The organism is Sediminibacillus dalangtanensis, assembly GCF_017792025.1.
GTDB classification, from domain to species: domain Bacteria; phylum Bacillota; class Bacilli; order Bacillales; family Amphibacillaceae; genus Sediminibacillus; species Sediminibacillus dalangtanensis.
Genome location: NZ_CP046956.1, coordinates 143,087 through 163,839 on the forward strand (window position 1 = coordinate 143,087; position 20,753 = coordinate 163,839).

24 protein-coding genes are annotated in these 20,753 nt (G+C 43.8%); 14 read left to right on the forward strand and 10 right to left on the reverse strand.

The window, feature by feature from the left end:
- Positions 1 to 22: 22 nt before the first annotated feature.
- Together ectB and ectA are read right to left on the reverse strand one after the other, a co-directional pair.
- On the reverse strand, positions 23 to 1,291 hold the full coding sequence (ectB, locus tag ERJ70_RS00805) for a diaminobutyrate--2-oxoglutarate transaminase (RefSeq protein ID WP_209366514.1): 1,269 nt from the start codon (positions 1,289 to 1,291) through the stop codon (positions 23 to 25).
- Between the two features lie 56 nt (positions 1,292 to 1,347).
- Positions 1,348 to 1,824: a diaminobutyrate acetyltransferase gene (gene ectA, locus ERJ70_RS00810; protein WP_256439088.1), complete on the reverse strand. Its 477-nt coding sequence runs from the start codon at positions 1,822 to 1,824 to the stop codon at positions 1,348 to 1,350.
- Positions 1,825 to 2,229: 405 nt separating this feature from the next.
- Here ectA and ERJ70_RS00815 point away from each other — a divergent pair, with 405 nt between their 5' ends.
- Complete coding sequence (locus tag ERJ70_RS00815) at positions 2,230 to 2,685, forward strand: DUF2188 domain-containing protein (protein ID WP_209366515.1); 456 nt, start codon at positions 2,230 to 2,232, stop codon at positions 2,683 to 2,685.
- A gap of 323 nt (positions 2,686 to 3,008) precedes the next feature.
- Here ERJ70_RS00815 and ERJ70_RS00820 read toward each other — a convergent pair whose 3' ends face one another.
- From ERJ70_RS00820 to ERJ70_RS00830, 3 genes are all read right to left on the reverse strand, one after another.
- Positions 3,009 to 3,617 carry a DNA-3-methyladenine glycosylase gene (locus ERJ70_RS00820; RefSeq protein WP_209366516.1) on the reverse strand — a complete coding sequence of 203 codons (609 nt, stop codon included), beginning with the start codon at positions 3,615 to 3,617 and terminating at the stop codon, positions 3,009 to 3,011.
- Between the two features lie 338 nt (positions 3,618 to 3,955).
- Complete coding sequence (gene katA / locus ERJ70_RS00825; protein WP_209366517.1) at positions 3,956 to 5,413, reverse strand: catalase KatA; 1,458 nt, start codon at positions 5,411 to 5,413, stop codon at positions 3,956 to 3,958.
- A gap of 688 nt (positions 5,414 to 6,101) precedes the next feature.
- Entirely contained in the window at positions 6,102 to 6,443 is a 342-nt protein-coding gene (locus ERJ70_RS00830) for a hypothetical protein (RefSeq protein ID WP_209366518.1), read from the reverse strand.
- A gap of 166 nt (positions 6,444 to 6,609) precedes the next feature.
- On the opposite strand from ERJ70_RS00830, the gene ERJ70_RS00835 reads away from it, so the two are divergent.
- The 3 genes from ERJ70_RS00835 (at position 6,610) to ERJ70_RS00845 (ending at position 8,514) form a co-directional block, all read left to right on the forward strand.
- Positions 6,610 to 7,575, forward strand: a complete 966-nt coding sequence (locus ERJ70_RS00835; protein WP_245208172.1) for a sodium:calcium antiporter — start codon at positions 6,610 to 6,612, stop codon at positions 7,573 to 7,575.
- 31 nt (positions 7,576 to 7,606) lie between these two features.
- Complete coding sequence (locus ERJ70_RS00840) at positions 7,607 to 8,062, forward strand: GNAT family N-acetyltransferase (protein ID WP_209366520.1); 456 nt, start codon at positions 7,607 to 7,609, stop codon at positions 8,060 to 8,062.
- Between the two features lie 89 nt (positions 8,063 to 8,151).
- The gene (locus ERJ70_RS00845) at positions 8,152 to 8,514 is read left to right on the forward strand and encodes a DUF1360 domain-containing protein (protein ID WP_209366521.1); all 363 of its coding nucleotides are present in this window, start codon (positions 8,152 to 8,154) and stop codon (positions 8,512 to 8,514) included.
- 360 nt (positions 8,515 to 8,874) lie between these two features.
- Here the strand turns inward: ERJ70_RS00845 and ERJ70_RS00850 are convergent, their stop codons facing one another.
- Positions 8,875 to 9,012, reverse strand: coding sequence for a hypothetical protein (locus tag ERJ70_RS00850; RefSeq protein ID WP_209366522.1), 138 nt, complete (start codon positions 9,010 to 9,012; stop codon positions 8,875 to 8,877).
- A gap of 34 nt (positions 9,013 to 9,046) precedes the next feature.
- Positions 9,047 to 9,460 (reverse strand): M67 family metallopeptidase, encoded by a 414-nt coding sequence (locus tag ERJ70_RS00855; RefSeq protein ID WP_209366523.1) that lies wholly within the window; start codon positions 9,458 to 9,460, stop codon positions 9,047 to 9,049.
- A 228-nt stretch (positions 9,461 to 9,688) separates the two neighbouring features.
- Here ERJ70_RS00855 and ERJ70_RS00860 point away from each other — a divergent pair, with 228 nt between their 5' ends.
- The 7 genes from ERJ70_RS00860 to ERJ70_RS00890 all read left to right on the forward strand — a co-directional run bounded on the left by ERJ70_RS00860 (position 9,689) and on the right by ERJ70_RS00890 (position 15,179).
- Positions 9,689 to 10,240 carry a hypothetical protein gene (locus ERJ70_RS00860; RefSeq protein WP_209366524.1) on the forward strand — a complete coding sequence of 184 codons (552 nt, stop codon included), beginning with the start codon at positions 9,689 to 9,691 and terminating at the stop codon, positions 10,238 to 10,240.
- Between the two features lie 19 nt (positions 10,241 to 10,259).
- Positions 10,260 to 10,538, forward strand: a complete 279-nt coding sequence (locus ERJ70_RS00865) for a hypothetical protein (protein ID WP_209366525.1) — start codon at positions 10,260 to 10,262, stop codon at positions 10,536 to 10,538.
- 112 nt (positions 10,539 to 10,650) lie between these two features.
- Complete coding sequence (locus ERJ70_RS00870; protein ID WP_209366526.1) at positions 10,651 to 11,343, forward strand: lysozyme family protein; 693 nt, start codon at positions 10,651 to 10,653, stop codon at positions 11,341 to 11,343.
- Positions 11,344 to 11,961: 618 nt separating this feature from the next.
- A complete protein-coding gene (locus tag ERJ70_RS00875; RefSeq protein WP_245208082.1) occupies positions 11,962 to 12,375 on the forward strand; it encodes a MarR family winged helix-turn-helix transcriptional regulator in 414 nt (137 codons plus the stop codon).
- A gap of 8 nt (positions 12,376 to 12,383) precedes the next feature.
- Positions 12,384 to 13,589, forward strand: a complete 1,206-nt coding sequence (locus ERJ70_RS00880; RefSeq protein ID WP_209366527.1) for an MFS transporter — start codon at positions 12,384 to 12,386, stop codon at positions 13,587 to 13,589.
- A 71-nt stretch (positions 13,590 to 13,660) separates the two neighbouring features.
- A complete protein-coding gene (locus ERJ70_RS00885) occupies positions 13,661 to 14,596 on the forward strand; it encodes a nucleoside hydrolase (protein WP_209366528.1) in 936 nt (311 codons plus the stop codon).
- A gap of 295 nt (positions 14,597 to 14,891) precedes the next feature.
- Complete coding sequence (locus tag ERJ70_RS00890) at positions 14,892 to 15,179, forward strand: DUF3784 domain-containing protein (protein WP_245208083.1); 288 nt, start codon at positions 14,892 to 14,894, stop codon at positions 15,177 to 15,179.
- Positions 15,180 to 15,372: 193 nt separating this feature from the next.
- Here the strand turns inward: ERJ70_RS00890 and ERJ70_RS00895 are convergent, their stop codons facing one another.
- Positions 15,373 to 16,173 (reverse strand): SDR family NAD(P)-dependent oxidoreductase, encoded by an 801-nt coding sequence (locus ERJ70_RS00895; RefSeq protein ID WP_209366529.1) that lies wholly within the window; start codon positions 16,171 to 16,173, stop codon positions 15,373 to 15,375.
- 367 nt (positions 16,174 to 16,540) lie between these two features.
- Between ERJ70_RS00895 and ERJ70_RS00900 the strand changes: the two genes are divergently transcribed.
- On the forward strand, positions 16,541 to 17,674 hold the full coding sequence (locus ERJ70_RS00900; protein ID WP_209366530.1) for a zinc-dependent alcohol dehydrogenase: 1,134 nt from the start codon (positions 16,541 to 16,543) through the stop codon (positions 17,672 to 17,674).
- Between the two features lie 158 nt (positions 17,675 to 17,832).
- Here the strand turns inward: ERJ70_RS00900 and ERJ70_RS00905 are convergent, their stop codons facing one another.
- Entirely contained in the window at positions 17,833 to 18,255 is a 423-nt protein-coding gene (locus tag ERJ70_RS00905) for a pyridoxamine 5'-phosphate oxidase family protein (protein ID WP_209366531.1), read from the reverse strand.
- A gap of 163 nt (positions 18,256 to 18,418) precedes the next feature.
- Here ERJ70_RS00905 and ytzI point away from each other — a divergent pair, with 163 nt between their 5' ends.
- Entirely contained in the window at positions 18,419 to 18,607 is a 189-nt protein-coding gene (ytzI, locus tag ERJ70_RS00910; RefSeq protein WP_209366532.1) for a YtzI protein, read from the forward strand.
- A gap of 161 nt (positions 18,608 to 18,768) precedes the next feature.
- The gene (locus tag ERJ70_RS00915; RefSeq protein WP_209366533.1) at positions 18,769 to 19,500 is read left to right on the forward strand and encodes a YqjF family protein; all 732 of its coding nucleotides are present in this window, start codon (positions 18,769 to 18,771) and stop codon (positions 19,498 to 19,500) included.
- A 36-nt stretch (positions 19,501 to 19,536) separates the two neighbouring features.
- Here ERJ70_RS00915 and ERJ70_RS00920 read toward each other — a convergent pair whose 3' ends face one another.
- On the reverse strand, positions 19,537 to 20,703 hold the full coding sequence (locus ERJ70_RS00920) for an iron-containing alcohol dehydrogenase (RefSeq protein WP_209366534.1): 1,167 nt from the start codon (positions 20,701 to 20,703) through the stop codon (positions 19,537 to 19,539).
- Positions 20,704 to 20,753: the final 50 nt, after the last annotated feature.

A 20,753-nucleotide genomic window follows, 5' to 3' on the forward strand; every position in this document is an offset into this window, starting at 1 on the left:
CTTGTATAGCACAGTTTAGCGATTAGTTGACAACTGGTTCTTTCACGAGGCTTTTAATGCTTTCTTCGATGATGGCAAAGCCCTTTTCCAGGTTTTCTTCTTTAATATTCAATGGCGGGAAAAGCTTGAATACTTCATCTTTCGGACCGGAAGTTTCCATGATCAGTCCGTTTTCAAACGCTTTTGCAGCCACTTTGTTTGCCAGACCGTCCACTTCGGAAGCAATACCGGTCATCAAACCTCTTCCGCGCACTTCTCCTTTTAATTCAGGATATTTCTCGACCATTTTATCCAGGAAGTTCCGGACCATTTTGGCCTTGACTTGAATATTCTTTTCGAAGTCTGCATCTTCCCAATATTCCAAGGCTGCCGTAGCGGTAATAAAGGCATGGTTGTTACCGCGGAAAGTACCGTTATGCTCGCCTGGTTCCCAAATATCCAAATCAGGGCGGATAAGGGTGACGGCGAATGGCAGTCCATAACCGCTCAATGACTTGGAAAGACATACAATGTCCGGTTTGATGCCTGCTGGTTCGAAACTGAAGAATGTTCCGGTTCTACCTACTCCTGCCTGCACATCATCAATGATCAGCAGGATGTCCCAGCGCTTACAAATATTTTCCACGCGTTTCAACCATTCAAAACGGGCAGTGTTGATTCCGCCTTCGCCTTGAACCGTTTCCAGAATCATGGCTGCAGGGATGGCAACTCCGCTACCTGCTTCCTCCAGGAATCGCTCAAGATAATCTAAATCATCATTGACAAAATTATCATATGGCATGGTCACCACGTTTTGCAGCGGTACGCCTGCCCCTTTCCGCTTAAAGGAATTACCTGTTACGGATAGCGATCCAATGGTCATTCCGTGAAAACCATTTGTAAAGCTGATTACATCTGTACGTCCGGTAACTTTTCTTGCCAGTTTCAAGGCGCTTTCCACCGTATTTGTTCCTGTCGGTCCAGGGAACATCACTTTATAATCTAAGTCGCGCGGCTTGAGAATGACATCATGGAACTTGGTTAGAAATTCAGCTTTTGCTGTAGAAGCTTTATCCAAAGAATGGGTGATTCCATCATCCATAATATAATCAATTAACTTGGCCTTCATTTTGTTGTCATTGTGGCCGTAATTCAGGGCTCCGGCTCCGGAGAAGAAGTCTAAGTATTCGTTTCCATCTTCATCCCAGATTTTTTCCCCTTTGGCTTTATTGAAAACAGTAGGGAAGCTGCGTACGTAGCTTCTTACCTCAGATTCCAGTTTTTCGAAAATCGATAAATTTGTCTGGCTCATTTACAATTCCTCCTTGATTATAATTGTGTTGCGAAATTTTGTTCAGGAAGTCTGATTTACTTTTCAATCGGACCGATTCTGAAACTCAATTCCCCTTCATGGTCGTCCGTCGGAAACAGCTCCTCTGGAAACAACTCTTCTACATGGCAGCCTGTATTGTATTTTTGGGCTAGCCCGCGGAACAAGGATTGAGACGCGTCATTTGAAGGGGTGACTGTCGCTTCGACAAAGCGGACATCCCGACAGGCATCGCGGCTGACCAATTCTTGGAGCAACCTGGAAGCAACTCCTTTTCCACGTTGGTCAGAGGAAACGCCAATCTGCCATACGAACACCACATCTTGACGCTCTGGAGGAATAAATGCGGTAACGAAGCCAACTAATTTATCATTTTCCTTGGCAACTACGCAAGTCTCAGCAAAAAACTCACTCATCATAATATATTTATATACCGAGTTTTGATCGAGCGTCGAATTGTTTACCAATTCCCACATTGCTGCGCCGTCTTCAACAGCTGGCTTACTGAATGCCAGTTTGTCAGCTGCTTCTGCAGTCGCAGTTACGCTTGAACTGTTAATAGCAAGTGCCTCCTTTAATGGTTATTTTCATTTTTACAAAGCACATTAATAATCATAGGAGAGTTGGTAAATTTACTCAAATATCAATAAACTTGATTAAAAGGGATTAGGAATGCTTAGTCAGGCTTAGAAGCAAACAGCTAGTCAAAAACAAAAGAATGCTCTTATATTGTTAATTTTTCTAACAATTTTAATTTATCTGTTCAATTTTTAGATTGGTTAAAATCACCGCCACCGGTAAGTGTACCTGTCTAAAATCGAAATGCCTGGAGGATTTAGCTGTACCTTTATCAAATGGTTTAGGGGAGCAGGGAAAGGGAAAACTATCTATAAATAATTCGGGTAAAAGGAGTGGTAAATGTGCCTTGGACGATGAATGATTACCCTGCTTCATTAAAAAATTTCAAACCAGTCATTCGAAAAAAGGCGATTGATATAGCCAATGCGATGCTTGATGAGGGATATGATGAGGGAAGGGCTATTCCGATCGCGACAGACCAGGCAAAAGAGTGGTATGACAATGCATCTAAAAAAGAAATCGAGGAGTATAAGGATGAAGGGGATCCTCAATCACGTTCCAAAGAAGACGAGCAGTACGATAAGCGTCCCGAACTAATGGATGAGGGAGAGCATGTCGTAGCACATGAAAACGGCTGGGCTGTACAAGCAAAGGATGCAAAAAAGCCTTCAAAGGTTTTCGACAAAAAATCGGATGCTGTCGAACGGGCGAAAGAAATTGCTGAAAATAAAGGAACAGAGGCTGTTATCCACAAGAAAAATGGAGATGTCGAAAAGCGACACAGTTTTTCTGAATAAAGATTCGCTGCTTATCTTCTAGTTTTTTGAAATACATGCAAGTTGGTCGGAACATATGCATTTAGGCGGGAGAAAAGCAAAGTGGACGAAGGAGAAACCAAACGATGATTCGAAGCCTTAAACATTCTTCGAATTCGTTCGGTTTTTCTTTTTTTGTAAGAAAGCGTTTTGTGGTTTCTAAGGACTGGTTAGGAAGTATGAATAATTCCTTCTTATATTGGCCGATAGTAAGGATTCTGTTTCCAATGGACAAACCTTGCCCCCGTTTGGTTGAGATACTTCCCCCAGCTACGCTGTTTTTCATGTGATACCCCACTTGCTTTTTATCTAGACACAAATCGGTTGTCTTGAATCCAGAAACGCCACGGATAGAACTTCGCTTCGCCTGTATTGTCGATACCTACTCTCGGTCCTGCTTTCGTGACAAATTTATCTCTATCCGGGCCGGAGGCAATCCATAACGGAGGCTGATCCAGCCGATGGCCATAATCCTCCATGGATATTCCCAAAGCCTTGCAAAGCTTTCCCGGTCCATTGGTAAGTTGACGTTCGTTTTTGGCTTTTGGCCGCCGGGAGTGGATCAGAGACAGACCGGAATACGGCTCTACAGCCCGAATCAAGACGGCTTCCGGGACATCGACTCCTCCGCTGACAACATTCATTAGACAATGCGTATGCATCACATAAGTATAAGTACTACCAGAGGTACCGAACATGATTTCCGTACGTTTCGTGCGCCGGCTTTTGAAACTGTGTGCCGCCTGATCAAATGGGCCTTTGTAAGCTTCTGTTTCTACAATGATTCCAGAGGCCGTGCCTTCGGATGTTTCTTTTACTAAGAGACAACCTAATAAGGCGGGGGCAAGCTGCAGGGTTGGCTGATCGTAAAAATCGAGAGGTAATGGAGAAAAGATTTCCTGTTCCGTACTCATTTATTAAAACTCCTAACTAGGTGGGATTCCATCATGGTAAAGTCTCTAATTGCATGATACACAGTACTTCAGCATGGGGCAACAGCCAGGATTCCTAAACAGTGGGATATTTCCACTCTCCTATAATAAGCGCGGAACACCTTGTACAACGCCCACTAGCCTAAATCGAACCTGGGAGTGGTGGTTCTTTGCCACACGGAGGTTTGCTTAAAGTCCTCAAGGGGGAAGGCTAGAGCCGGACCACGTCACATCCCTACTAGGACTTTATTATCTCATAAAAAAAACCGCCCAAAAATGGGCGGCAAGCAATGTGGAATGGATTAGATAATGATTGTTGATTATGCTTTCACAGGCACAGACAAACCAAGACCTTCAGCTACACGAGTACCGTACTCAGGATCAGCTTTGAAGAAATGCTCGATTTGGCGTAGCTTGATTTCGTCTTTTTCAACAGGCTTCATGCCTTCGACGATATTATTTACAAGACGGGTACGCTCATCTTCACTCATTAAGCGGTATAAGTCGCCTGCTTGTGTATAATGATCGTTATGATCGTAAGCTACACTGTCTGCCATCCCGGTAACTTCATAAGCTGCAGGTTTGGTTTCAGGCGCTTCTTGCGGTCCGCCATAGCTGTTTGGTTCGTAGTTAAGAGAACCGCCGCCGTTTCCGTCAAAGCGCATTTGACCGTCGCGCTGATAGTTGTTTACTTCAGCGTGGGAACGGTTGATCGGTAATGCCTGGTGGTTGGCGCCGACACGATAACGATGAGCGTCCGCATAGGAAAACAGACGGCCTTGCAGCATTTTGTCAGGGGATGGTTCAATACCAGGTACCAATGTTCCTGGAGAGAACGTTGCCTGTTCTACCTCTGCAAAGTAATTTTCCGGATTTTTATTCAATACCATTTTTCCAACTTCGATCAATGGATAGTCTTTGTGAGACCATACTTTTGTAACATCGAACGGATCGAAACGATAAGTGTTGGCATCCTCGATCGGCATAATTTGAACGTAGACAGTCCATTCAGGGAAGTCTCCATTATCGATTGCATTATATAAATCCTCGATATGATAATCAGGATTTTCCCCGGCTAGTTTTGCCGCCAGATCAGGATCCAGGTTTTTAATGCCTTGATTTGTTTTAAAGTGGTATTTTACCCAGACAGATTCGCCTTCAGCATTCGTCCATTTGAACGTATGGCTTCCGAAACCATCCATATGGCGGTAAGTTGCTGGAATTCCACGATCAGAATGCAAAATTGTTACCTGATGCAGTGACTCAGGGGACAGGGACCAGAAATCCCATACAGCATTCGGATCTTTCAAGTGTGTTGCCGGGTTGCGTTTTTGTGTATGGATGAAGTCCGGGAACTTGATCGCATCGCGGATGAAAAAGACTGGGGTATTGTTACCCACTAAATCATAATTGCCTTCTTCTGTATAAAACTTGACAGCAAAGCCCCGTGGATCTCGAACGGTATCAGCCGAGCCCAATTCACCGGCAACAGTGGAAAAGCGGATGAACATTGGGGTTTGTTTGCCTACTTCTTGTAAGAAAGCAGCTTTTGTATATTTAGATAAGTCGTTGGTAACTTCAAAGTAGCCATGAGCTCCGGCACCTTTTGCGTGGACAACACGTTCCGGCACTCTTTCTCGGTTGAAGTGAGCCAGTTTTTCAAGCAGGTGTACATCTTGAATTAACGTCGGACCGCGATGACCGGCAGTCATGGAGTTCTGGTTGTCTCCTACTGGAGCGCCAGCAGCATTCGTTAAGTATCTTTTTTCATTTACCATCTATATAACACCTCTCCTTAACTTAGTACAACTATAATTATAATATAAATCTACTAAAAATCAATGTTTAATTATAATAATTTTAAATTATCAATGATTCTAATTAATAAATGATACGTTTCATAAGCGGTTACTATGCATAATCCCCGGAAAATTATCGATTGAGGAAACCTGTTGATAAAAGAATGGGAAAACGTTGCTGGGGAAGATAAGCAAAAAAGAAGACTGTCTAACTGACAGTCTTAAAAGAAGATCAAGGTACTCAAAGGGATGAAACAATTATTATTTTGGGGGGTAACAAAAGCATCATGTTAAAAAGAGTACCTTTTCTTCTGTAAAACTAAGCATAGGAAAGTGTATTTCCTCTTCATTATAAATGATAATGAGAATCATTTGCAATAAGGATGTGTGAATTATTTTCCCTTGTTGTCAAAATAGTCTTTTTGTACTAAAGAAGCAGGGCCGTTCGATCGAACGACACCCTGCTCTTTTATTCTTTCCGATCATGGGGGAACGCGATCCTCTGTTTTTCAGTGATTAATTAATTAGATAATCTATTTAAAAAATGAGCGGATGGATTGGAAGATCTCAATCCCCTGGTAGGTGAAGAGACATATAGCGGAAAATGAAAAAGCTCCGATTAATAAAAAGCGCACCAATGCAAACATCACTGTTCAACCTCCTTTATTTAAAGGGTTCTGAGGTCGAAACGATGGTTGCGGAGATAGGAAGATTGATAAAAGACGGTTACATAATGTGGATACCACTGCTTAATGGCTGTGCGTTTCCTGAGGAATGGATGAACCGTTGCGAATGCGGCTGTAAGAAAAGCCAGAAGCGAGAGGTTGATAATTTTGGAATCCTTGGAGGCTGTTTCGTTATCTGGAACCATGTGTGAATCGAGCATGAAGATCGTGCTTTCATCAATAAAACCTTTAGTTGGATGGACGTTGGCTTGAGGAGAAAGGGAGATGGACAGGGTAGATAAAAAGATTACTAGAATGGTGGTGACATGTATTCTTTTCATCATTTTCCTCACCTCCTTCTGTGTAGTATGTAAAAACAAATAATAATACATGAAACAGCAATTGTAAATAAAAAGCATTCTCCAGAAACATCGTTTGTTTGCAGGTAAAGCTCGAAGGGTATCTAAGAAAATCAGTTTGTGTTGTAAAGGGGCAATTGTTTTGCTATCGATGATGATCTTCTTTGTTACAGCGGTTATATCTGTCTTCTCAGCCATTAAACTATCGACCTATGCCGACATGATCAGTAGGCAAACCAGAATTGGCGGCATGCTTGCAGGCACACTGCTGCTGGCAGTAGCGACGTCGCTTCCGGAACTTACGGCTACTGTTTCTGCTGCTGTGATCGGCAATGCTGATATTGCGATAGGTAACGGTTTGGGAAGTATTATTTTCAATTTCCTGGTACTGTTTTTGCTCGATCTCTATTTTCGTAAACAACGATTATTTTTACGCGTGTCGCATAATCACTTTCATACCGGACTTCTATCATTGGGATTAGGGGTTATTGCTGGACTGGCGATCTATTTCCAGCCTGATCAGTCTTCCTTCGGAATAGGGCTGACCAGCTGGATTATTGCAGCTGTTTACTTCATTGGTATCAGCCTTATTTCACTGAAACAGCGGAAAGATAAAAAGAAAGAAGCGGATGTTCCGGAAAGCGAAAATACGATGTCCTTGCGAAAAGTAATAGCTTTATTTATTTTCTATGCTGGCATCATTTTTTTCTCCGGAAGTGGGTTAAGTATCTCCGGTGATTGGATGGCTAGTACCACCGGGATTTCCGCGACGGTTGTCGGCAGCTTGCTGATTGCCATGGCGACATCGCTGCCTGACGCTGTCGGTGTTTATGTGGCGTTGCGGAAGGCAAACATAAATTTGGCGATTGGAGCGATACTGGGTAGTAACTTATTTAATATCTTTGTAGTTACGATATCGGATGGTTTTTATCGGAGTGGAAGCATTTGGATAGCCGGAGATTCAATGAATATGTGGACGGCGATTGTCGGTTGTCTACTCACTTTTGCCATATTACTGTTATTGAAACGGGATAAAACAAAAAATGCATTCACGTATTCGTTGCCCTCGCTTCTTGCGATTTTCTGTTATATCCTTTTTACCGTTTTTATTCTATAGTAAAAGGAATTCGTAAAAAGGAAGTGAAGGGATGATTGTCCATCTGGATCACACCAATCCGGAAACAGCAGCAAAGCTGTTAAAGGTGCAAATACCTGCTTATCGGATGGAAGCTGAACGAATAAAATTCGATGGGATTCCTCCGTTGCATGATACAGTAGAATCCATCCAAGGCAGCAGGGAATCGTTTTTTGGCTACCTTGAAAATGGACTGCTGCTTGGTGCTCTTGCATACGAGCAAACAAATGACCGTTATGTTTTGTCCAGGTTGTTCGTTGGACCGGCGTATTTTCGTCAGGGAATTGCTTCCTCCCTCCTGCAATTTTTCCTGCACGAGATAGTCCGTGAGTCAAAACCTGTGACAGTTACTACCGGCACAGCAAACCTGCCGGCAATAAGCTTTTATGAAAAATGGGGATTTACCAAAATCAAGGAAATACCCGTTGCGCAGGGAGTTTCACTGGCTATGCTGCAGACCATCCGTTAAGGGATAACAGCCTGTTTTTCGTCTATGGAGTATATCTGCGTTCGATCATTGAATAGGATAGAGGAGAACAATGATCAGAGGTGAAGCGGATGATTTCCTGGTTTACGCTGGGTCTTTTAGGTTTGGCAGCATTCCGATTAACAAGGTTGCTTGTCTACGATGATATCGCACGATTTATCCGGGCCCCTTTCCATGAGGAAAAAGAAGAAACCTTGGCTGATGGTACTACTGAAATAGTTCTTTATATTAAAGGTAGAGGAGTCCGTCGATTCATAGGAGAGTTGTTGAGCTGTCAATGGTGTACGGGCATCTGGTCATCAGCCTGTTTGTATGCTGGATATGTATTCTGGCCGGTTTTATTTTTGCCGGTTATCATCATTCTGGCTGTAGCTGCCATCTCTTCGATGCTGGAAGTGCTGGTCGGCTTTTTTCTAAGCCAGACGGAGCAGTGAACGCCAATGAATGAAGGAAACCCTAGCTTTGTAATCAGCTAGGGTTTCTGCCGTTCTATTGTTTTATCTTTTATTTGCTACTTTTCGGATGCTTTTACCGCACCCGCACCCTTTTCCGCTTGCAGCTCGCATTCTTCTGGAGCGTGACTTCCTTCTATTTGTTTTCTTCCGTTCGATTTGTTCGGTCATGATTGACCACTCCTTCCTGTTTCATTATCCAGAGAAACCTCAAAATCCTCGTATGGTCCTCTGTGGCTTTCTTTTTGGAAAAAAGATGGCCTTAACTACTTTATATGCTGCTTTCTTGTTTCGGGAAGGGCGCAGCAAAAAAATTTGGAAGTACAAAACAGTAGGTCCTTATTATCGTTGGATTTTTTTGGCTCCGTAATTTTTACACCCGCATCCGCCCGTTTTTTTGGCGACATAATTTCCGGCAGCAACTTGTTGAGCCGGTACTGCTTTGACTCCTTTTTTGCCATTTAGGTATTCGATTTTCATGGTATCCACTCCTTGTTTGGGATTTTCATTTTCTTTATACAAGAACGATAGGCCGATGGTAATACTGGCCGTCAGCAATGGTATATCCTTGCCAGATAACTGGCTCTGCCTGCAAAGAAACAATCAGCATACAGATTTGCGGTTCCGGATGATGGAGAATATCTTCCTTGGAAGGGACCGGCTGTGCTGTTGGGTGGGAGTGATAGATGGCTAAAACTTGTTCGTGTCTTGATTGAACAGCTTCCATCGTTTTATTCACCGTCTCTTTACTTACAAAGTAGCGGTAGCGATGCTTGATTTCACTTTCCAGTTCCCAAATAGAGGAAATGTGGTTCGTTGTTCCGCTTAGAAGTCCGCACGTTTCGTAGGGAAGGCATTCACGGGTATGCTGGATCATTTTTTTTTCAATATATGCTGGCAGATAGATGGTCTCTAAATGGTTACCCATTTTGTTGTTTTTCCATTCCAAGTGCTTGCATGTTCATCTGCCATACTCCTTTATTGCTGAAATAAACCTTATATCTTTGGTATATGAACGATAGTGAGATTTGGAGCGGGCTGCAGTTTGCCTTTTACTGAATCCTTTCAAAATCCGCACCCTGTTAATATTCCGCTTCTGCTGTGCATAGGATGAAAATGATAAGCAATCATTACAAAGTGTTGGGAGGAAGGACCATTGGCTGGGTATGAGGAATTAAAGGAAAAGTTGACAGCATGGAATCAACAGACGGCTGCGTATTTGAATCAAATCAGCCAGTTAATAGAAGAAAAACAAAACCAGACACTGCCATTGCCACGGCTTACAAGTTATTTCACTTCATCCCTGCATGCAGCCCATCATAAAAAAAGGGAAAATATATTGTTCGGCGATTTTCACATAAAAAATACAGGCAGTCAGCCAGTACGTGATCTTGGTATTTGCTTGAGAATCCGGACCACGGTTCCCTATGATTTTTCGGGTAAATACCACCTTCCCAATTCCAATGCCTCGTCTCGCCAGCTGAGTGAGTGGGAACGAGTGGAACAGGAAAGCGAGGAAGATTACTGGTTTAAAAGGATGGGGGACGGTGAGTTGTTACCTGGGGAAACCGTTTCATTCTCCAATTTTCAGCTAAAATGGAAAGCTGACGACCACTACACAATGGTTGTAGAAGGTTTTGTCTATTGTGACCTTGATACAGATGGCATAACCGCCTTGAATCAACTTAACATAAGCGGTGAAATTTAATCCGGGGGAGGGCGCTGGCTTGGCAAAACATGAACTCTGGCCGATTTTATCCGGAGCAATCAGCCGGTACATTGCTGATAATGAAGCAGAAATATCGGACAAGGAAATCATTGATCTGTCTATTCTTCAGTTGTTGATTGAAATGAAAAGCGACAGGGAGGAATGGGGAAGTGAGAAGAGAGCTTCCGTTACGGAAGGTTTGCCAGTCGATGTGGAAAAGGAATTAGAAACGGCAATCGAAACCAATAAACGCCAATTCATTCAATTGATTGAATCCTTGCAGTCGAAAACGGAATAACAAGGTTTGAGAAACGGTATGTATGATCAGCGAAACTCTTTCCTATTTTTGATATAATAGATTGAAAGGATAATCTTCTTAAAAAGGATAATATTAAATAGGATGATAGATGATGCCGAAAAAGAAATTGTTTCGTAGATCCTCGCTGTCATACCGTTTTGCAAGGAGCGGACTGAAGACGATCGCTGTGCTTGCCGGTATGTTCTTTTGTTTTGCCGTGTTGTTTTCGCTGTATGAAAAACAGCATGAGAGCAGTAACCCAGAACATACAGAAAAGCAGCTGTCAGAGGAAGTCATAGAATACAAACCACTTGTGCAAAAGTATTTAAAACAGCATGAGTTGGAAGAATACACTGGAGTAGTGTTAGCATTGATGATGCAAGAATCCGGAGGAAGAGGGACAGATCCGATGCAGGCTTCCGAGAGCTATTGTGGCGAAATAGGCTGTATAGAGGATCCAGAGCTCTCGATAAAACAAGGGACGAATTATTTCGCCGGTGTATTGGAAGAAGCAGATGGTGATGTGAAACTTGCTCTGCAATCCTATAATTTTGGCAGGGGTTTTATCGGGTATGTAAAAGACCGTGGCGGAGAATATTCTGAAGACCTGGCGGTTAATTATTCTAAAAAGATGTACAAAAAATTGAAATCGACCATGGACTTTCGTTGTATTCGAGAGGAATCAAAAGAATTGAATGCCTGCTATGGAGATATTAAGTATGTCGATGCCGTCCTCGCTTATTATGAGGATGCAAAAACCAAAACCGGCACCGACGACGTGAGACTGGCAGCGTTGATCGAGTAAAAGGGTCAGAGACAAAAGCATAGTGGCAAAAGCGGTACCGAACGATGATTCGAAATCCAAGCTTTCGAATCACCGTTCGGTTTTTTTAACTGTGTAGGAAATGATAAATTTAACTGTCTGTGGATCATTATTGGCTGAAACAGCCACGTCCAGCTCCAGCGCCTACCCCCTCGAGGTCTTAAGTCGAGCCTCTGTGTGGCACTCTGTGTGGCAAGAAGTACCACGCCGAGGCTTGTCTTAAGCTTGTCGGAGGCCCAAACGATGTGGATCATGCAGGGTTGCCACAGGACGTGGCGGTCCTAGCCTGTACTCCTTTCAACAGCGCTTCCGCATTTCTCTGTCCAGCTCCAGCGCCTACCCCCTCGAGGTCTTAAGTCAAGCCTCTGTGTGGCAAGAAGCACCACGCCGAGGCTTGTCTTAAGCTTGTCGGGGGTGGGCAAGGCGCTTCCGCATTTCCGTTAACAATAAGCGGTTGTTTTTATACTGCCAATGGTGTTAACGTTCGGTTCTTGCACGGGCTTTTACGTTAAATTCCAACCTCTTTACTTTTTTGGAGAAAAAGCGTAAGGTAGTTGCTATGAAATTATTTACCTAGGTAAATAAAAGAGGTGTTAGCAGTTGGAGAAAGACAGAAAGCCGATTCACTTGTTAAAACAAAAGGTGCGTTATTTAAATAAACATATGGATGAAAGGTTGAGAGAATATGGTCTCTACCATTCCCAGTGGTCAATCCTTTTCTGCCTTTACCATAAAGGCCCGATGACGCTTACAGAGATTTGGCAGTATTTGCACGTAGAAGCGCCTACTGTGACCAGAACAATTAAACGGCTGGAAAGCAAGAAGTGGGTGTACCGGAAGCAAGGACAGGATAAACGGGAGAAAATCATCGGAATTGCCGATAATGCCTTCGACAAGGTAGTAGAAGTTGCAGAGATGATGGAAGCTTTTGAAGATGAAATGCTGAACGGACTGTCAAAAGAACAACAAAAAGAGTTGCTTCAGCTGCTGACGTTAGTCGGAAACAAGGAGTGAATGATCAAATGACAGATAAGCAACAACCAATATGGACTAGGAGTTTTGTCAGTATATCGTTAACCCATTTTATGGTGTTTGTCGCCTTTTATACCCTGCTGACGACGCTGCCGATGTATGTAATCGAGGAACTTGGCGGAAGTGAAGCGGAAGGGGGGCTGTTGGTGACGATTATGTTGATTTCGGCCATCATCGTCCGCCCCTTTTCCGGTAAATTATTGGAAGCAGCAGGAAAAAAGCGGATACTTCTTGCCAGTGTCCTTCTGTTTGCTGTAACTACTTGTTTGTATATGTGGGTGGACCAGTTTTCCGGTTTGCTAGTGCTGCGCTTTTTTCATGGACTTTCGTTTGGTGTGGTTACCACAGCCACTGGCGCGATAGCAGCAGACGTGATTCCTCCTGCCCGGAGAGGAGAAGGGCTTGGCTATTTCGCCATGTCAATGAACATAGCTGTCGTAGTTGGCCCCTTTATTGGTCTGACAATGCTGCAGTACACGTCGTTCCTAAGCCTGTTTCTGGTACTTAGTCTGATCATGGCCGCCGGTACAGTCGTTGCCTGTCTTGTTCATGTGCCCAAAGAATTGAATAAGATAAAGCCAGCAGGCAAACAGGGATGGAGCATTCATGATTTGTTTGAGGTGAAAGCATTGCCGATTGCTATTATCAGCTGTCTGGTGGCTTTTGCCTACTCAAGTATTATTTCTTTTATTTCCGTGTATGCAAGTTCGCTCGGTCTTTCTGCAGTCTCCAGTTACTTTTTTGTGGTTTTTGCCATGGTCATGATTTTGACGCGGCCTTATTTGGGGAGGGCTTTTGACGTGAAAGGGCCAAGCTTTGTCATTTTGCCTTGCTTATTGGTATTCGCAGTAGGACTTACGGCGCTAAGTATCACACATTCACCATGGATGCTGTTAGTTTCAGCAGCATTGATCGGCCTTGGATATGGTTCGTTGCTGCCAAGCTTTCAGACCATGGCGGTTCAGACGGCAGCCAACCACCGCAGCGGACATGCGACAGCTACTTTTTTCACGTTATACGATACCGGGATTGCTCTCGGTTCCTATGTCTTGGGTGTGCTTGTAGCCTATATGGATTTTGCGAACATTTACTTGCTTTGCGCGGTGATTCCGCTTGCGGTTATGGGCTTTTTTCTCTTTTATCAAGCGAAATCCAAGCAGCGAAATCAGGAGCCGGCATTGGGAGAGGCGGAATGACTGGACCTGGACAAGTGGTATGATAGGATAAAGATGAATGTAACCTGATGGAAGATAGGAAGTGATAAGGAATGTCCAGAAAAGTTTATTTCAATCACGATGCAGGGGTCGATGATCTCGTCTCCCTATACTTATTGTTAAAAATGGAAGATGTCGAGTTGCTTGGTGTTTCCGTGATACCGGCTGACGGCTATCTAGAAGCAGGCGTGCGTGCCAGCAGAAAGATTATCGACCGATTTGGCAAAGGTGGTTTTACTCAAGTCGCCAAGTCTAATTCCCGAGGGGTACATCCTTTTCCAAAGGAGTGGCGTATGCATACCTTCCATGTTGATGCACTGCCGATCTTGAATGAAGGAAGCATGATGAAAGCTCCTGTCAGCTATTTACCGGCCCATCAGCATATGATCGAGAAAATCCGGAACAATCCGGAGAAAACGACGTTACTGTTCACGGGGCCACTGACTGATTTGGCAAGAGCTTTGGAGGAAGCACCGGATATTGAAGACAAAATTGAAAAGCTGGTATGGATGGGAGGAACCTTCCAATCCAAAGGCAATGTGGAAGACCCGGAACATGATGGTACAGCCGAATGGAATGCTTTTTGGGATCCGGAAGCAGTGGCCAGAGTATGGGATAGCGGTTTGACTATCGACATGGTGGCACTGGAAAGTACAAAGCAGGTTCCGCTGACACCTCAGGTTAGGAATGATTGGGCGGCCCTGCGCGGATATGAAGGGATCGACTTTCTTGGCCAGGCATATGCGGCTGTTCCACCGTTAGTGTATGAAGAAACAAATTCCACCTATTACTTGTGGGATGTGTTGACCACCGCTTCTTTGGGTAATCCGGACTTAGTCCAGGCCAAGACCGTTTATAGTAAAATTCACACAGAATTTCCGGAGCAAGGAAGAACATCTCAAGATGAACATGGCCGTCCAGTCCAATTGGTTTACGATGTGGCGGCTGAACAGTTTTTTGCTTATATTGCCGAGCTGGCTAAAAAGTGAGCAGATGCAAAGAGGATATTTATTAGTGGAGAAAGACCAGGTCGTTGCTGCCCTGGTCTTTTTACAATTTTGCGATGTTTATAGATAAATGATCGAGCAGTGCTTATTCTCCAATAGTACGTGGAAAACCTTTTGACCATGTATTGATGGTAAGAAGAATGACATGGTGTTCCCTATGTAAGGGAATCGGTTAATGTGAATTTGAAATAATTGACGGAATTACTAAAAAAAGAAACCTTTTGAATGCTGTATCGTAACGTTAGTAATGGTTTTAAATTCAGGATTAGGAGGTGAAATGATGGATTACGGTTTACTGATTATTGGGGTAGCGCTTTTACTGGTTGCGTATCTAGTAGCAGTTAAAAAACAAACGAGCTTATTAGCTGGCTTCAATGAAAAAGCGATAAAAAACAAGGAGCTATTAGGAAAAGTGGCGGGTGGATTGTTTTTCCTTCCATTAGGCTTGTTGGTGATAATAAGTAGCTTCATTGATTATCCTTATGAAAATGCCGTTCTTGTAAGTGTCATGTTAATTTTATTAGGAAGTGTGTACTTGTTTATCAACCGAAAATTACTTGACTAACGTTAACAGAACTTGCGGATTGTTATCTCACAAGGAGTGTAGAAAAATACGCATGGACTTCCGGTCCAAGCGTATTTTTCTGGTATTTATTAACTTTTATGTGTAATGTTGTCGGATCACTTTGATTTAGTTTTGTCATATTTCTTACCATCTCATGCGGACAGAACTGGGGATGTCTTTTTTACTGTAATGATCAACGTCTGACACTGCCGGCGGAAATTTTAACGGATTCGCCGACGATGTTTTGTGCGGCATCCGTCAACAGAAAGCATATGGTGTTGGCAACTTCCTCTGGTTTTGTGATACGGCCGGAGGGAAGCCCTTCTTCGGTAATCTTAAGCTGCTCTTCAAACGAGCGGCTTTGTTTTTCCCCTTTGCGCTTGATGGCGTTTCTTCCCATACTCGTATCCACATAGCCTGGGCAGACTGCGTTTACCCTGACACCATGTGCAATTGCCTCTAACGAAAAAGAATGCGTGAACCCAATCAAAGCAAATTTCGAAGCTGAGTATGCCGTGTTTCCATGAGTCCCTCTTAAACCTGACAAGGAGGAAACGTTGACAATGGCACCTTTTCCCCTTGATTTCATTTGTTTATATACCTGCTGAGAAAGAAGGACGGGCACCGTATAATTGAGATGCATGATTTTTTCCATTTCTTCCTGCTCCAGTTCCTCGACGAGTCCGCCTCCGCCGATACCGGCGCAGTTGACAAGCAGCGTTATATCCCCAATTGCTTGTCCAGCGGCAGTCACAAGGTTGCTGCGCTCTTGTTCATCACTAATATCCGCCCGGTGGGCAAGTACCTTAACTCCCGGGTATTTATTGGCGATAGTTTGTTTTAACTGTTCCAGCTTCTCTTCATTTCTTCCCGTTATGGTCAAGCTGGCGCCCATATCGGCAGCAGCCAGCGCCGTCTCATAACCGATTCCGCCAGTAGCACCAGTTATCAAGGCATGCTCTCCTTCTAATGCATTAGAAGCAAATACACCCATATACCAACCATCCTTTCACAAAATATTATACCCCTAAACATTTCCCCACCGCACCTCAACCTAACCATGTATGGGGTCAGTCCCCTTTACAAGAAAATCCCTCGACGGGGACAGACCCCAATTCACCGAGAATCCAACTTATAAACGGGCGGAAATACTGGGGCGACAGGATTTCACAGGATGAGGGGACAGTCCCCATTAAGGTCGGATTTTGTCGAAACGATGGTATGAGGGTCAGTCCCTCCCAGCGATTTTACCAGGGTATATAGCGCGAATTGTCGGCGGGAGGGACTGACCCCCTCGTATAGGTTTAGAACGAACGTTGAGTGGCAATTAGTAGTGTAAATAGAAAGGGAGTGTTTAATCAATGCAAGCTGTAACCTTTCAGGGGAAGGATAATATCCAAGTTAAACAGGTAGAGGACCCAACGATTCATGAAAATACGGATATTATCGTTCGGATAACAGCCACAGGTATTTGTGGATCTGATTTGCATTTAATGAAGGGTAGTATCCCTTTAGGTGAGGACTATGTCATTGGCCATGAGCCGATGGGAATTGTGGAGGAAGTCGGTTCCCATGTAAAAAACCTAAAAAAGGGCGATCGAGTCGTCGTGCCATTTAATATTGGCTGCGGTGAGTGCTTTTATTGTAAAAACCAGATGGAGAGTCAGTGTGATAATTCCAATCCACATGGTGACGCTGGCGCATTATTTGGTTACTCTGAACAGTTCGGAAATTATCCGGGCGGCCAGGCTGAATACTTACGTGTGCCATACGCAGACTTTACTTCTTTCAAAGTCCCAGAAAACAGTGAATTGGAGGACGAAAGCGTACTGTTTTTATCCGACGTCATTCCGACTTCTTACTGGAGCGTGGAACACAGCGGAGTAAAATCCGGTGATACGGTAGTCGTTTTGGGATGTGGGCCGATCGGACTGATGACGCAGAAGTTCGCCTGGCTGAAAGGCGCGGAACGGGTCATTGGTGTAGACCAAGTTCCGCATCGTCTGGAACATGCCAAACGAGTCAACAACGTCGAAACGTATGACTTTAGCAATAACAGTGAGCTTGGTTCTTTGCTTAACGAAAAAACCAAGGGCGGCGCCGATGTCGTGATTGATTGTGTCGGTATGGACGGGACAGTCCCGAAAGGAGAATCGTTTGGCTCTGATCAAGATAATCAAGTTGGAACCATTCGCCCGATCGTTACCGCATCGCAAGCTGTCCGTAAATTTGGTACAGTCCAGCTTACCGGGGTATATGGCAGCAATGCAAACGATTTTCCGCTCGGAGACTTCTTTTCACGCAATGTTTCCTTGAAAATGGGACAAGCACCGGTGATTCATTTAATGCCGGAATTATACAATATGGTCGAAAATGGCTATGTCAATCCAACCGATATCATTACCCACCGAATGGACTTGAAGGATGCAGCTGATGCCTATAGAATCTTTGATGAAAAGTCCGATGGGAATATTAAAGTGGTATTGAAACCATAAAGTTGAACAATCGAACCATGAATTTTTCTTTTTAAATAATAGAAGATAGAGCACAACGATCCTACTTTAATCCGATATACGAAAGAATGGGAAAAAAATCACCCCTTGTCCATTTTGGGATAAGGGGTGATTGATTCATCGACCACAAATCTAGGCGGTTACAATCCCAGTACTTGTGGACTGCCTTCCTTGGTATTCATCAATCGGATTTCACTCGGCTTGATTTCCAGCACAATGTAGTCTGGATCGTCCGGACCTTCAAACCATGCTTCCAATTTATCGTTCCATATTTTTTTCTTGATGTCATTCGACTCTTTGATTGCCGCTGTCCCTTCAATCTCCAAGTAGGCATCTTCCAGCCCTTCCCCTTTATATCCAAGCAGGATGTGGACGCGATTGTTTTTGTCAATGTCTTCTACTTTATGGGTGTCCTTGTCGGTGGCAGTATATAACGTAAATTCCTCATTGAAAAACGTCATATAACGCGAAAATGGTTTGTCGTCTTTTACTGTAGCCATCGTTCCGATTAAATTACTATCCAGGATACTGACCACTTTATCTCTAACTTGATTTTGTTCCATTCATTCCTCACTCCTTCCATCTACACATGTATTGTTATGTTACCTATTATTCCAGAAACTTAACCAAATTATTGCTTTTAATTCCGAAGATCACATAGGCGGAGCAGGGAAACGATGGTATACTGTGATTCGAAAACATTAAATGTTAGGGGTAAAACGGACTATGATGATAATGGTATCCATTATTTGTGTAATTGTGGTGGCACTGATTATCGGATTATCATTGCTAACCACTTCGAAAGGGTATGCATATAAACATAAAGTTGACCCACATCCGGATGACTTGGCAGAACAGCAAAGGGATGAACGGGAACAACAGAAAGAAGCAAATGCACAGAATAACCGGACATGATAATTGGAATAAAGCCAGGGACCGTCTAAGCAGCTGATTTGTGCCTTCAATCAGCACGCTGGCGGTCCTTTTTTCAGAAACATATTAAAATGACTTGCAAGGTAAGTGTTTCGGTACCATAAAGAAAGGTTAAAGACATTTAGAGAATGGAGGGAAAAATGATGGCTGAACGAGCAAAATGGCCGTGGGTGGCAGAACAGCACTGGGATGATTTACTATTCATTCACTGGCCTGTTCCTTACGAAGCATTACGTCCGCATGTACCAGAGCCGTTTGAGCTTGAAACATTCAACGGGACCGCATGGATCAGTATCGTGCCTTTTCTTGGTAACAAAAATCGCTTCAGGGGAATGCCAGGTGTCATTCCGTTCGTATCTTCTTTTTTAGAGCTGAATGTGCGGACTTATATCCGATATAAAGGAGAATCCGGCGTTTACTTCTTTTCCTTCGATGCAGATAGCAATGCCGCGGTGGCAGGAGCTAGAACGGTGTTTTCTCTCCCTTATATGAAAGCAGAGATGTCGATGAAGAGGAATAGGAAAGAGAAGGAGGTTCTCTTTCGAAGCCAGCGTATCCAAAAAGATGCACCTCCTGCACACTTTTTCGCGCGATATCGACCGATTTCGCAAACTTCCCATGCAAAAGTGGGTTCCTTGACTCATTGGCTGGCCGAACGCTACTGTTTGTTTAATATAAAGGGAGACAAAGTCCTGAAGGGTCCGATCAATCACTCCCCATGGGAGTTACAGGAAGCGGAACTGGAGGTGGAGATGGATGATTTGGTTCCATTTCTTCCTAAAAAATATTTTTCCGAAAGGCCACTTGTACACTATTCCAAAAGGAAGAAGGTTCATTTTTATCCCTTTGAGACCGTTGGGGAAGTAAATAAATAATAAATAAACCCCGGCTGCACTGCCGGGGTTATGTCCTTACAAACTTGCTTTCAGGATTTCCAAGGAATCCTGTTTATTGAGTTTTTTGAAGTTGCCGTATTCGCTGTTGGCAGTCACGGTCTTTTCCGCCATTAATTCGATGCTGTCTTCCTTGATACCATAGTCGGATAAACGGGAAGGTGCATCAATGCTATTCCAGAATTCACGCAGTTTTTCGATTCCTTCCAGACCTACTTCCCGTTCGGATTTTCCTTCCGGATCGACGTCGAATACTCGTACGGCTAACTGCTTGAAGCGGCTTGGGTCTTCATCAATCGTGTGCTTCATCCAGTTAGGGAAGATGATCGCAAGGCCGCCTCCGTGAGGGATATCATGGACAGCCGATACAGCGTGTTCCAGGTTGTGGGTTGCCCAGTCACCCCGGTATCCCATGTTCACAACACCGTTAAGGGCCATTGTTCCATTATATAAAATCGTTGCCCGGTGCTCATAGCTTTCCAGATTGTCAAGCAGCTTTGGGGCTGTTTCCATCACGGTGAGCAGCAACGATTCAACCATGCGATCCTGCAGCAGGGTATTGCTTTCCTTGTGGAAGTAATGCTCCAGCGCATGGGACATCATGTCCACGATTCCGTAAATGGTCTGATCGCGAGGGACCGAAAACGTATTAACAGGGTCCAATATCGAGAATTTAGGGAACGTATAAGGGCTTCCCCATCCATATTTTTCATTGGTTTCCCAATTGGTGATAACCGAACCGGCGTTCATTTCCGATCCTGTAGCTGCCAATGTCAGAACGGTGCCGAATGGAAGGGCATCTGTAGCAGCCGCTTGCTTGGTTACAATCTCCCAGACATCGCCGTCATATTTAGCACCAGCTGCAATCGCTTTGGTACAGTCAATTGTACTTCCGCCACCGACAGCCAAAAGGAAGTCGATTCCTTCTTTTTTACAAATTTCAATCCCTTTCCGGGCAGTAGATACACGTGGATTCGGTTCGACACCGGATAGTTCGAAGACCTCTGCATTGATTTCGGCCAGTGTGTTTTTTACATCATCGTAAAGGCCATTCCGTTTAATGCTTCCGCCACCATAGACCATTAATACTTTCTTGCCGTATTGTGGCACTTCTTCTTTTAATTTTTCCAACTGTCCCTTACCGAAAATTAGTTTGGTTGGATTGTAATATGTAAAGTTATCCATATTATCAGCCTCCTTTCTCTAATAATGACGAATTAAAAAATCGTTGTAAA

What these genes read in the sequence shown, in the direction of transcription:
- ectB (WP_209366514.1), bottom strand. Translation starts at nt 1,291, where the DNA reads ATGAGCCAGACAAATTTATCGATTTTCGAAAAACTGGAATCTGAGGTA.
- ERJ70_RS00820 (WP_209366516.1), bottom strand. Translation starts at nt 3,617, where the DNA reads ATGAGTACGGAACAGGAAATCTTTTCTCCATTACCTCTCGATTTTTAC.
- katA (WP_209366517.1), bottom strand. Translation starts at nt 5,413, where the DNA reads ATGGTAAATGAAAAAAGATACTTAACGAATGCTGCTGGCGCTCCAGTA.
- ERJ70_RS00830 (WP_209366518.1), bottom strand. Translation starts at nt 6,443, where the DNA reads ATGATGAAAAGAATACATGTCACCACCATTCTAGTAATCTTTTTATCT.
- ERJ70_RS00835 (WP_245208172.1), top strand. Translation starts at nt 6,610, where the DNA reads ATGATGATCTTCTTTGTTACAGCGGTTATATCTGTCTTCTCAGCCATT.
- ERJ70_RS00840 (WP_209366520.1), top strand. Translation starts at nt 7,607, where the DNA reads ATGATTGTCCATCTGGATCACACCAATCCGGAAACAGCAGCAAAGCTG.
- ERJ70_RS00845 (WP_209366521.1), top strand. Translation starts at nt 8,152, where the DNA reads ATGATTTCCTGGTTTACGCTGGGTCTTTTAGGTTTGGCAGCATTCCGA.
- ERJ70_RS00850 (WP_209366522.1), bottom strand. Translation starts at nt 9,012, where the DNA reads ATGAAAATCGAATACCTAAATGGCAAAAAAGGAGTCAAAGCAGTACCG.
- ERJ70_RS00855 (WP_209366523.1), bottom strand. Translation starts at nt 9,460, where the DNA reads ATGGGTAACCATTTAGAGACCATCTATCTGCCAGCATATATTGAAAAA.
- ERJ70_RS00870 (WP_209366526.1), top strand. Translation starts at nt 10,651, where the DNA reads ATGCCGAAAAAGAAATTGTTTCGTAGATCCTCGCTGTCATACCGTTTT.
- ERJ70_RS00880 (WP_209366527.1), top strand. Translation starts at nt 12,384, where the DNA reads ATGACAGATAAGCAACAACCAATATGGACTAGGAGTTTTGTCAGTATA.
- ERJ70_RS00885 (WP_209366528.1), top strand. Translation starts at nt 13,661, where the DNA reads ATGTCCAGAAAAGTTTATTTCAATCACGATGCAGGGGTCGATGATCTC.
- ERJ70_RS00890 (WP_245208083.1), top strand. Translation starts at nt 14,892, where the DNA reads ATGATGGATTACGGTTTACTGATTATTGGGGTAGCGCTTTTACTGGTT.
- ERJ70_RS00895 (WP_209366529.1), bottom strand. Translation starts at nt 16,173, where the DNA reads ATGGGTGTATTTGCTTCTAATGCATTAGAAGGAGAGCATGCCTTGATA.
- ERJ70_RS00900 (WP_209366530.1), top strand. Translation starts at nt 16,541, where the DNA reads ATGCAAGCTGTAACCTTTCAGGGGAAGGATAATATCCAAGTTAAACAG.
- ERJ70_RS00905 (WP_209366531.1), bottom strand. Translation starts at nt 18,255, where the DNA reads ATGGAACAAAATCAAGTTAGAGATAAAGTGGTCAGTATCCTGGATAGT.
- ytzI (WP_209366532.1), top strand. Translation starts at nt 18,419, where the DNA reads ATGATGATAATGGTATCCATTATTTGTGTAATTGTGGTGGCACTGATT.
- ERJ70_RS00915 (WP_209366533.1), top strand. Translation starts at nt 18,769, where the DNA reads ATGGCTGAACGAGCAAAATGGCCGTGGGTGGCAGAACAGCACTGGGAT.
- ERJ70_RS00920 (WP_209366534.1), bottom strand. Translation starts at nt 20,703, where the DNA reads ATGGATAACTTTACATATTACAATCCAACCAAACTAATTTTCGGTAAG.